Source organism: Flavobacterium granuli (assembly GCF_900129705.1).
In the GTDB taxonomy this organism is placed as follows: Bacteria; Bacteroidota; Bacteroidia; order Flavobacteriales; family Flavobacteriaceae; genus Flavobacterium; species Flavobacterium granuli.
Genome location: NZ_FQWO01000017.1, coordinates 23,522 through 35,228, shown reverse-complemented (window position 1 = coordinate 35,228; position 11,707 = coordinate 23,522). Strand labels below are relative to the sequence as shown.

6 protein-coding genes are annotated in these 11,707 nt (G+C 36.9%); 3 read left to right on the top strand and 3 right to left on the bottom strand.

The window, feature by feature from the left end:
• The first annotated feature begins 297 nt into the window (after positions 1-297).
• Positions 298-1,767 carry a MauE/DoxX family redox-associated membrane protein gene (locus BUB25_RS15930; RefSeq protein ID WP_072946098.1) on the top strand — a complete coding sequence of 490 codons (1,470 nt, stop codon included), beginning with the start codon at positions 298-300 and terminating at the stop codon, positions 1,765-1,767.
• A gap of 416 nt (positions 1,768-2,183) precedes the next feature.
• Here BUB25_RS15930 and BUB25_RS15920 read toward each other — a convergent pair whose 3' ends face one another.
• Genes BUB25_RS15920 through BUB25_RS15910 form a run of 3 tightly spaced genes read right to left on the bottom strand, consistent with a single transcriptional unit; the run spans position 2,184 to position 9,136 of the window.
• On the bottom strand, positions 2,184-4,739 hold the full coding sequence (locus BUB25_RS15920) for an alpha/beta hydrolase family protein (RefSeq protein ID WP_170066918.1): 2,556 nt from the start codon (positions 4,737-4,739) through the stop codon (positions 2,184-2,186).
• 11 nt (positions 4,740-4,750) lie between these two features.
• Positions 4,751-6,154, bottom strand: a complete 1,404-nt coding sequence (locus BUB25_RS15915) for a RagB/SusD family nutrient uptake outer membrane protein (RefSeq protein ID WP_072946093.1) — start codon at positions 6,152-6,154, stop codon at positions 4,751-4,753.
• 9 nt (positions 6,155-6,163) lie between these two features.
• Positions 6,164-9,136 (bottom strand): SusC/RagA family TonB-linked outer membrane protein, encoded by a 2,973-nt coding sequence (locus tag BUB25_RS15910; protein WP_244533846.1) that lies wholly within the window; start codon positions 9,134-9,136, stop codon positions 6,164-6,166.
• 1,702 nt (positions 9,137-10,838) lie between these two features.
• On the opposite strand from BUB25_RS15910, the gene BUB25_RS15905 reads away from it, so the two are divergent.
• Positions 10,839-11,102, top strand: coding sequence for a helix-turn-helix domain-containing protein (locus tag BUB25_RS15905; RefSeq protein WP_072946089.1), 264 nt, complete (start codon positions 10,839-10,841; stop codon positions 11,100-11,102).
• 8 nt (positions 11,103-11,110) lie between these two features.
• The gene (locus tag BUB25_RS15900) at positions 11,111-11,584 is read left to right on the top strand and encodes a helix-turn-helix domain-containing protein (protein ID WP_072946087.1); all 474 of its coding nucleotides are present in this window, start codon (positions 11,111-11,113) and stop codon (positions 11,582-11,584) included.
• Positions 11,585-11,707 lie beyond the last annotated feature (123 nt).

Here is an 11,707-nt window from a genome sequence, read left to right as displayed (position 1 = left end):
GGTCAATATACTTCCGGAGTTATTTAGCCATCGGTATGCTCTCATTCTTTTCACTTTATTACATCCAAATATACATCTTCGAGATCAAATTATTTGTACAACGCAAACATAGGAGCTATCGGGATCGGTTTGGAGAGCGTGTCGGGAGGAAGTGTTAAGTTGTTTGTTGTTAATTGGTTGTATTTTTTTTAGTTGTTTAGAAAATCCCTTTTTGACTAGTGATACTCCCGATTTGAGTACTGCTGTTTGTTGGTTTTTTTGGAATTTTATATCGGATTAATTTAAAGTACTACCGATATGAAATTAGCTGCCAGAACCCAAAGTATTATTCTTGATTGCATCTGTTTGCTGTACATCCTGTTATTTGTTTATGCGGCAGTGAGTAAGCTGCTGGATTTTGAGAACTTTCAGGTGCAGCTGGGGCAATCGCCCTTGTTGAGTGCTTATGCAGGTCCGATTTCTTACATAGTTTTGATTGTTGAGTTTGGTGTCTCCATAATTTTAGGAATTCCTAAAATGCGACGTACAGGTTTATTTTGTGCGTTTTTGTTGATGCTCGTTTTTACAACTTACATTATTTTCATTTTGAATTACAGTTCTTTTGTTCCTTGCTCTTGTGGGGGTATTCTAGAAAAAATGGGATGGACCGAACATTTAATTTTCAATATTGTATTTACTGTTTTAGCATTAGCTGCGTATTTGGCAGAACGACGAAACACGGAGACGTATACTTTAGTAATTTGTGGTAGTTTCTTTTCTATACTCCTTGTTTTTATACTATATACTTTTTCTGAAAGAGTACTTCATCATCAAAATCCTTTCGTGAGAAGGTTTGATCGTGGTGTAGTAGAAAAGACGGGTCAAGCGGATTTACAAATGTACAACGCCTACTTTGCTGGTGCTGGGAATGGCAAAGTATTTTTAAGCAACACAAATACACCCTTAGTTGTCTATGAATGGGACAATAAATTACAGCGTCAAATAAAACATATTATCAGCATTGATCACGACAAATATCCATTTCGTTCCGTCCAACTCAAGGTCGTACTTCCTTATTTCTTTGTTTTTGATGGAACAGTACCAGTGATTTTTCGGGGAAAAGTAAGTGACTGGAAAGCATTTCAAATTATGATGGGAAACTATTATTTTTCAAAAATAGTGGTTATGGACAGTTTAAATATTGCATTTCGGGCTCAAGATCGTTATTCTAAAGAAAATATTTTGGGTAAGTTCAGTTTTTCAAAAAAAATGAACGTAACACTTATTAATAACATTCTGCAGAAACAAAAAGATGGTATTTTTGATACTGATGGAACTATGTCGTATGACCCGATACTGAAAAATTTAACTTATCTCTATTATTATAGAAATCAGTTTATAGTAACTAATCAGCATTTAAAACTTGATTACAGGGGAAATACTATTGACACCACCACACGTGCTGCAATCAAGGTCAATTATTTCAAGGAGTCAGGAGAACGTAAGCCTTCGACCCCAGCTATAACTATCAATAAATATAGTGCTTCATATGGAAGGTATCTCTTTGTGAACTCAGGACTTCGGGGGAAATTTGAACCTCTTGATTTATGGAAAACTTCATCTGTTATCGATATATACGATCTAAAAAACAATACCTATGTTTCGAGCTTTTATGCTTATGACATTGGAGAAGACAAGATTTCTGATATCATGGTGAATTCAGAAGGAATTTATATCATTATTGGTAAAACATTACAAAAATATAGGCTGCATAAGAACTTTAACTAGTCTAGGCCTAATTGTATACTGCAGTATCAGGATAAGATCGAAAACCTGTTAATAGAGTAGATCACAACTATTTATTTTTATTAATTATGAAATATTCAATTTTAAAAATGTTGGCCCTTCCAGTGGCCGCTTTCGCTCTTGCTAGTGCAGGAGCCTTGAGTACTAGCTCGACAAGTACTAGCTCGGTAAAACCACCGATTATTGGCTATGTTCATGCAACCAGTAGCTCATCATGTGATTCGCGTAATGTGAACTGTTCCAGTAATCCTGGTGCAACCTGTATGTCAGCCGATGCGACACCACTTCCAGTGTGGAAGTACAATGCATTAGGTACTGCCTGCGATCAACAGTTGTTTAAACCATAAACTGTTAGTTTCTAAATGCAAATGCAGTTCGTAAGAACTGCATTTGTTTTTTTAGTATTGCTGATCCATCCATCCACTAGATGGTAAATTTTTCAAGTAATGATCGAACCAAGCCTTTACCTTTAGGCTTAGGTCTTTTTGGTTATTCGGATTATTTAATACATGTCCTTCGTCAGGATATAGCAGCAATGTTGTTTGTTTTTTCATCCTTCTTAATGCAAGGTAAAAGGTCATACTTTGCTGCCATGGTACAACACGATCGTTTTTACCAGAATAAGATAACAGTGGAGTATTTACATTGTATATGTTGAAAATTGGGGAGTTAAGAAGATAAGATTTAGGATCAAGATGGTATGGCTTCGTCATCCGAAATTGCTGATCTTCAAATCGCCACATTTCTGGTTTTTCTAAATCTTGACTCATGCTGTAGTACCAATTTACAGTATCGGAAATACCTGAGCCTGCAATTGCTGCTGCGAATACATTTGTATGTGTAATAGTAAAAAATGTCTCATAACCACCAAAAGAATGCCCCATCAAACCGATGGCTTCTGGATTGGCGATACCTTCATCTACCAACATTTTAGTCAAATCTATAAGTGAGCGTGCAGCAGAAACACCTGCGTTGTTGGATTCATAGTTCAAGTCAGGTAGAACCACACAATATCCGTCTGCTGCCTGTGTGGTAATGTTGTAACCTTCTGGGTTTCTCCATGTAGGATTTACGAAATGATGCAGTTCTGGAAACATATCTTCGTAAATATGCACAATTACTGGATATCTTTTATTCGCGTCATAATTTGGAGGAAGGAATAATGCCGCAGGCTTTTCAACTCCCATTGTGCGATACGTGATCATTTTGGAAAAAGGCCAGTTGTATTTTTTTATTTTTGGGTTACTTTCAAATAAAACACTTCGTTTTCCTTTTACCAATGCAATTGCGCGTGTTGGCATATCAAAACTTTGCTCCCTAAAAATATCGATTTCTGAAGCGTAAACGATCTCATCTGTGCAACTATTATCAAATATTAGCTTCTGTAATTTATTATCTTTTAGCTTATAATAACCAGATACTCCATCCTTTTCACGGTATGCCTTTAAATATAGTTGTTTATAAATATCAATAGGATCGGGATCTGTTTTTCCTGGATTGCCAGCTGAAACGGCTAATCGAAAGCGAATGCCTTTTTCTTTGCCATCGGTAAGCCTTCTCGCAAATGATTTTGTAATCCCTACTTCCCATAAGTCGAAACGATCATAAAGAAATACGGAACTATTGTCTGTTGAAAATCCTGCGATGCCGTACACTCTTGGTTCAGAATTATAATCGTTGGGGTCTGATTCCCAAATAGAAAGTCCTGTTGCTGTAAGTGCACGTGAATTGTCCTTTAAAAGATTATAAGCATACCAAGAATTCTTGTCATAATAGATGAGATATTTGCCATCTAGAGTTGCCTGTATATCGTCTGCAGCACCTGGCAGTTGATGGAATAGTATAGTCCTTTTTTGCGCTTCGATATCTAAAAGGTAATAATCTCGTGCTGCCTCTTCTTTAAATTGTGGCTCGTAACTTTGAGGATTACTAAGCAGAGCATATTTGCCATCACCAAAAACACGTGCTTGAGGCAAGATATTATCTCCAATTACACTAGCTTTTTTTTCTTCAAGCATCCATACTGCCGCTTTAGAAACGTTTTCCCATCCATCAAGCTGAACTTCTAAGTTATGAGTCCACTTATCACTACTATTCCAAATTTCGACAGTATGGTTTTTCGGGTAATAATTATTTTTGCGTTGGATTGCAAAAAAGACCTTCTTACCGTCGTTAGATATCCAATGACGGTAAATTCCTGTAGTTGTAATTGAAATAGTATCCGTCACATTAAGAGATTGTTGTGGTATTATGCTACTCAGCTTGTTTTTTACCAAATCATAATGAAATATTGATGTGAGCCTATCCTCATTCAAATCTGAACCTAAGAAGGAAACGGCAGTTCCTTCTTTGTTGCTGACTAAGCTTTGCAATTCTCCTCTCTTCTTAAAAATTACCGTATTCTTTGTTTTTTTTCCTCGATAATCAACAATACCGACAAAACTGGAATCTTGAAGTTTTCGATTGTATAACAAAATATTTTTAGTTATTGTGTACTCCACTATATCAGGAATTTCTAGTGCTATTTGCCCACTTAAAGTTTTTACCTTTAAGTTTGGCGCCTTGTTTTCTGAGCGCGACCAGATTGCAATTGCTTTGTTAGTAAAAAAATTAAAACGCACTCCTGCATCATAAGAAGTACTATTATCAGCTAGATTCATCACCGCAACTTTTCCTTCTGTAATACAGGCAAAATATTCGCCTTCAAATGCGGGTTCAATACCTTTGGGAAAGGCAAACTGCTTTGTATTATTTGTGCTTCTCAGGTATAAAGTATCCTGGCCATTCTCGTAAATCATACTTAAGGCGACCCATTTACCATCTTTTGAGATTTTGCCAAGGCGCAAGGTGCCCCATTGCCCGTAATCACTTTCGGTCAAATCAGTTTTTACCAATTGTCCAAAAACTGGATAGGCAACAAGGAAACAAAATAAATTGATCCAAATAAATTTCATTGTACGAGTCATTAATATCCTGAATTTTGTGGTTTAAGATTGGGATTGATAAGTATTTCATTTTCGGGTATAGGAAAGAGAGCATCATTTGCGTTCCACCCTAGTTTTACGCTGCTGAGGGCTTGATTTAAATTTCCTGTGCGTTTCAAATCATAAAAACGACCTCCATATTCTCCAAAGAACTCTACACGCCGCTCCCGCAATATAGCGTCTACTATTTCTTGTTGAGTCACTGCATTGCTATCGATTAGTCCTGCGGCTATTCTCACTTTATCCAGGTCTTCTTTTGCTTCGGTTAAACGACCTAATCTCGCATTTGCTTCAGCCCTTATCAGGTATTGTTCTTGTATACGAAAGACTATAGGGTATTCGATTGACACGCCTGTAAACCCATTTTGTGTATACTTTGATGAATAATACCATGTCTTGACGTTATTTGTTACTGCTGTGGTCCAATAAAGCTTACGCTGATCATTTTCTTCGAAAGCGTTTATAAGTCCTTCTGTAAGCGCTACAAAAGGTGGTGGCCCTGAATTAAAGATGAAAGTTATTCCAAAGTCAGTGTTATTTCCTTCGAATTTAGGGCTGAACTGCCAAACAGTTGAGGGGCTTTCTTTGAGAAATACTTGGGAAATTGGTAACTCTAGGGAGTATTCGCTTTGATTGAGCACTGCTGAAGCCGTACTTACGGATTCTTGCCATTGATTAGTATATAAATATACTCGGGCGAGCAGTGCATTTACTGTCGCTCGATTTGGTCGTACTCGACCATGTGACTGATAGCTTTCTTGTATCATTGAGGAGGCTTGCTTAAGATCTGCGATGATACTGGTATAGATAGTCTGAATTTCAACCCTTTGAGCTATGCTGTTCACTCTATAATCAGTAAATGTGATAAAAGGTACATCACCAAAAGTGTTTATTAAATAAAAATACAATAGTGATCTAATGAAAAGTCCTTCCGCAATGAGTTGATCGCGGTCGACTTTAGGAATTGGAGCATCTAACATACCGGCTATAAGGGCGTTTACTGCATAGATTTGTCCATAAGTAATATTCCAAATTTGCCTCACATTAGCATCCGTGGCTATTAAGGTATTATTGTATAAACTTCCGCCAGTATCTGTCACAGGACCATAGTAATTTAGTTCGTCAGCATATAGGCCTAAGGAAGTGCTTGTCCCGGTTAGATTACCAGAAAGCAGGCCGTTATCGCGTATCTTGGCATAAATATCTATTAAGGCTGCATTAGCTGTATTTTTGTCCTTAAATACCAAATCACCTGTAAGTTGAGATGAAGGAAGGTCTACTTCAACGAAACTGTCACAAGATGAAAAATAAGTGAGTATTAGGAAAAGTGCTAGAATACGGATACTTTTTCCTTTCTTATTCGGATAATTTGTAGAATGATTCATATTTTTGAATTAAAAAGTTAGTTGAACGCTGGCGGTATACATTTTAAGTGGGGGTAAATATCCAGCGAACTTAAATTCAGGATCCCCATCATAAGGAGTAATAGTTAAAAGATTTTGGCCTTGTAGGGATAGTCGGCAATTGATCTTCGAGGATGGAGGTTGTGGCACATCATAAGAAAGAGATATGTTTTTAAGTCTCAAATAAGAAGCATCAGTAATGGCGCCATCACTTTCTGTGAAGTTGTAATAAGCGCTAATTATGTCATAATTAAGACCAGTAGTCAGTTTTTGCTGTGAACTACTATCGCCTGTTTGTTGCCAACTATTACTAACAGCCTGCAGCTGATTAGTCATGCCACCTCCAGGCCCTGGTAGATATCTAAATCCTTGTTGTTTAACGAATTGGAATAGTAAATCAAATTGGAAATTTTTATAATTAAATGTGTTTTGAAGTCCACCAAAATACTTGGGAGACAGATTAGCTATTGTTTCTTTATCTTCTGGTGCAGCTATAGTACCATCACCATTTACATCGTCGAATTCATACACACCAGTCTGAGGATTAAGCCTAATAAAATGATACACCTTCTGTATTGATAATGGCTGACCAATTTTATAACTATTAGAATAGGGAGAGCTTTGCAGGTCAGGGAAGGATAGAAGTTTGTTTTGGTTTGCAGTAATATTAATGGCAGTATTCCATTTAAAATTTACTGTTTGAAAATTTGCTGTTTGAAGAGTGAATTCTGTACCTGAATTTTGCACGGTTGCATTCAAGTTAGCATTTAACACGTTAAAACCGGTGGTTCCTGGCAATGGTATTCCTACGAGTTGATTTCCGGATCGATTGCGGAACCATGCTGCTGTTAAAAAAATACGATCATGAAAAAAGCCAGCGTCAATGGCGACTTCGAGCTTGCGATTGCTTTCCCAGCCAAAGTTTGGATTGAACAAACGGCTTGGTTGTAGTCCTATAAGTCCTTGATAAGTATTTCCAGATGAAACATAGGTATCATGAAACTGGTAGTCACCTATCTGGTCACTTCCTGTAACACCATAGCTTCCTCGTAACTTACCATAGCTCATTATTCTGTTGTCTATTAAAAAGTTTTCATTTGAGAAGAGCCAAGCTGCTCCTAATGCTCCAAAAGTGGCGAATTGTTTGCCAACACCAAAGCGACTCGATCCATCCCGCCTCCCTGTTGCGTTAAAGATATAGCGCTTGTCATAGTTGTAGTTTATACGCGCGTAGAATGCTTGGTATTTGTAAATATTCTCGTCGCTTGTAAACACAAGGCGTAACGAAGCTGAGGCCAAATCACTGATTAGAGCGTTACTCGAAAATCCATAACCAATAACGTGCAATCTTTCGGTGGTTGTGCTTTGTGCAGTTGCACCCACAAGTGCTTCAATCTTATGTTTGTTTCTGTGTAGATTGTAATTTAACTGTGGTTCTATAAGCCAGGAGCGACGTGCGGTGTTGTTAGTGTATAGAGAAGAACTACTACTGGTCATGCCATACGATGGATTGTAAATTGTTGATGGTATGGTGCGCTTCTCGTTATTCTTAGTATCCGTGTATCCAAAATTACTTTTAAGCTCAAGATTCTTTACTATTGAATAGGTTAAAACAGCATTGGAAAAGAGGTCGTAGGTTCTAGATGTGAATTTCTGATTTAGGTTAGCTAACGGATTGTTCCATGTGCCATTCTCCCAATTAAGCTCTGCGTTCTCGGTGTACAAGGCCGGAGCGTTAGGAGCCAAGGATCGGGCTGCATAGGTCAAATCAGCTGCGGGCTGGTCATTTTTTTGGGTTGTATAACTTGCAGAAAATTGTGTTTTAAATTTGCCGTCTGATGCTGCATGATTCATACTAAAGTGTGCTGAGCCCTTGTTGTATTGAAAATCACCTGGCATAACAGTTGTTTCTTTACGGTACGTTGCGCTGAGCAGGTATTGTGTTTGCGCCGATCCACCTGAAACCGATCCTTGCAATGCGCTAATTTCGGCTGTACCACCAATAAGTTCCTTCTGCCAATCAGTATAATGGTTCTTGTTCCAAGTACCATTAATGTCATAGGCTGCTTCTGGATAAACGGCTATCCCATCATTTGCAAAAGCTTGTCCTCGCATTGCCAGGTATTCTTGGGTATGCATCAAATCTAGAAACCGAGTTACTTTTCCCACCCCAGAAGATGCGTTCACTGTAAAAGTTGTTTGTCCTTCTTTGCCTTTTTTGGTTGTAATTAGAACAACACCGTTTGCTCCTCGTGAACCGTATATTGCCGTTGCGTCAGCGTCTTTCAACACTTCTATACTTTCGATATCTGATGGGTTGATACTATTGAGTGGACTAGTGGCTCCTAATGTAGCCGTGGATGTTTCACTAAAACCTATACTTTCAGAGGAATATGGTACCCCGTTGATAATATACAGCGGTTCGTTTGCATCACTTCTCAAACTATTTTGCCCGCGTATTCTTATTGTAAAACCGCCCCCTGCAGTACCTGCATCCTGTACAATTGAAACCCCTGCCATACGACCTTGCATGCTCGCAAGTACATTTGAAACTGGTTGTTTTTCAATATCCTTAGCTGTGATGCGGGCAATGCTTCCGGTGCGCTCTTTTTCTTTGACGGAATAGTAACCGGCATTGACGCGGACTTCCTGCAAGGAGGTGATGTCCTCCTGCAATTGGATATGAATATTTTTGCGGTAGTTTATGGGGATTATGGCTGTTTTATAGCCGATATAGCTCACAACTAAGGTATCATTGGCTTTGGCTAGGAGGGTGTATTTGCCATCAAAATCTGATAGGACGGCATAATTGACGCGGTTTTTTATAGCGATGGTCACGCCGGGCAGGGGTGCTCTGCCATCGGTTATGGTACCGCTTATTTGGTTTTGCTGTCGTTCAGACGGTCGTGGCCTTAGCGGATTGTTAGCCAAGGCTGGGATACAGCTTAATGTGAACCCGATCATAATCAGGTACCAAAAAGATGAATCTTTCTTATAAAATGATTTTTTTTTCATAATATTGGTTTAGTTTAATGAAACGTTAGTTTTGTTTGCGATGGTCCTCTTCAGTTGTCCAGACGGTTAGAGGGCCTTTTTATATAAGTCTTAAAGTCATCAAGTCAAATGTCTTAAAGTCTTGAGGTAAGGTTTTTTATTTTGTCATAGGCGATTTTTGTTAGTGATTAGGAATTAAACATTAATTTATTTTTATTGCTAAGCAGTTGGATTTTAATTATTATTCTGTTCTTTTTTGCTTGATCAAAAAAGAACCAAAAAAATCAAGTCTGAACTCCCTCGTCGGTCAAATTAGTTTTCGAATACTAAAAGAAAAAAACTCTCCGCCGCGGCGGATCAAACAGCTTTTCTTTTTACGTATTCTTCAAACATTTGACGCTCGACTGCGGAAGCTAAGGACATTTGAATCCCGGAAATGATAGTAATTTGATATGTAATTGAATTAATCTTTTCTCTATTACTGTTGCAGCCAGAGATCCAAAGGCATATCAATGTTATAAATGCTAGTATCAATAAGGCTTGTATTTGTCTGTAATATTTCATGTTATTTAGTAGGTTTTAGTTATGGGTATTGGGTTATGGGTTTTGGGTTATCGTATTTCGACTATATTCTACATTCTATAATCGCCTCCTTTCTATTTAAAATTCAAAATAAGATTCTTGCCTCTTGCTTCTTTATTCTATTATCTATTTTCTCACGACTCACGATAAAAAACATCCTGCACCATTAATAAATTCAAATTAAATTAATGAGATCTTTTGCTCAAAGGACCTTGCGGTGCAGGAGTTTTTTTTGTTATTGGTGTTGTGTTATTGGTTATGCCCTTCGACAAGCTCAGGGTGACACAGGTTATTGGTTTAAAATTGGCATAGGGATTCCTGACCGGTTCAGAAAAGTGTGTTTTCCTGACTGGGAATGCTGATTTATTGCTTTGGGGGTTAAGAAGCTGCTTTTACTAGTCTTATTGAAACAAAGTCTGAAAACTTTGGCAACGCATTTGGAAAATAGAAATAAAGACAATACTTTTAAAGTGCGAGTTTAAAGAGGAAAGGCTTCAATCCAGATGCCAAGGGCATTTTAGGTTTTGAGATTGGCTATAAAGGGGATTATTTTATATAATTTCTTTTTTTATGTGTCAAGGCAGGGTTAAACGCTGTAGGATTACAATCCTGCTTGGTGTTTTTCTGGCTTGATGACCTGATTGTTTCCGGTTTTGGGACGGTAAAGCAGCTTGCTTGTAGCCCGTGGTTAAGGTGGTTTGATCGTGCTGATGCATAAAAAGATCGTTCTCATAATTTATAGGTTTATGACAATTGAACGATGTCTTTCAAGAAAGTAATGAAGAGAAACAATAAGGCAAACTTCAAAACTTTGAAAGAGGTACCGCTAAGAACCCTACAATCGAAATTGTAGTCCACAAAGATTTACATGAAGTTCGCCCTATTAGATATTGTACAAAAATAGTAAAATCTAATAGATAGTGGCGAACTCAAATCTTCTCATGTGGAAATTTTAGCGGTTTTCTTTCATGAGAGACATCATCAATTAAGTCGTATTGGACTTAATGAAAATTTAATGTCGCAAAAATATAAGTACAAACATACAAAGTTTTACGTTAAACGCAAAACTTTTTAATTAATTTTTTCAAAAATGAAATTAAATAGATTAAAAAACGTCTTTGACGATCAGAAAATTAAGAACCGTGTAATTGCTGTATATTTAGGAAAATCAGAATCTACTATTTCTTTATGGCGTAACAATAAAAGACAACCTAGCCTTGAGGAGTTTTATCAAATAGCGAAACTTTTACGTGTAAACATACATAGTTTAATAGAATCTACTAATTGGAAAGACGAAACAGCAGAAACTTATAAAGACTTTGCTAAGAAGTATATAGATAAAAAGAATACTTAACAAAGAAAATGAATCATAATATTGATAAATACATTAGTGACAAGATTTCAGAATTAAAATGGCAGGATAAACAACTATCCGAAATTTCTGGGTTATCAAAAGGACAAGTTAGCAAACTAAAAAATGGTTCAGTATCAAAATTATCTGCTCAAACCTTTTATTTAATTGTAAAAGCTTTTAATGATTCTATAAATAATGCAACTAGAATTGTATTCCTAAATCAGAAATTCGATTTAAATAAATGGATTCCTAAAGAGCGGAATGAATTTGGAATAGTAATGTCTAAATACGAGAATATCACAAATTCGCTAGAAGAAATTTCAGCTAAAACTGGAATTAATGAAATAAGATTAAGTGAATTGTATTATAGAAAAGGTGCTTTAGATGCCTACGAATTAATATTTATTGAAAAAGCTATAGGAAAGAAGCCAGGGGAATTATTTGAGGAGTTATATGGAAATAAATGTGAAAGTCACTTGTGAACTAATTGAATAATACAGAGAGTTCATCGATTTTAGCTCTTGTAATATCGGAAAAGCTTTGAAAGTTAAGATTGAATATTTGTTTGATAAAGAGGTAGTTAGGTTTTGATAAAAGTATAGTTA

What these genes read in the sequence shown, in the direction of transcription:
- BUB25_RS15910 (WP_244533846.1), bottom strand. Translation starts at nt 9,136, where the DNA reads ATGATCGGGTTCACATTAAGCTGTATCCCAGCCTTGGCTAACAATCCG.
- BUB25_RS15900 (WP_072946087.1), top strand. Translation starts at nt 11,111, where the DNA reads ATGAATCATAATATTGATAAATACATTAGTGACAAGATTTCAGAATTA.
- BUB25_RS15920 (WP_170066918.1), bottom strand. Translation starts at nt 4,739, where the DNA reads ATGAAATTTATTTGGATCAATTTATTTTGTTTCCTTGTTGCCTATCCA.
- BUB25_RS15930 (WP_072946098.1), top strand. Translation starts at nt 298, where the DNA reads ATGAAATTAGCTGCCAGAACCCAAAGTATTATTCTTGATTGCATCTGT.
- BUB25_RS15915 (WP_072946093.1), bottom strand. Translation starts at nt 6,154, where the DNA reads ATGAATCATTCTACAAATTATCCGAATAAGAAAGGAAAAAGTATCCGT.
- BUB25_RS15905 (WP_072946089.1), top strand. Translation starts at nt 10,839, where the DNA reads ATGAAATTAAATAGATTAAAAAACGTCTTTGACGATCAGAAAATTAAG.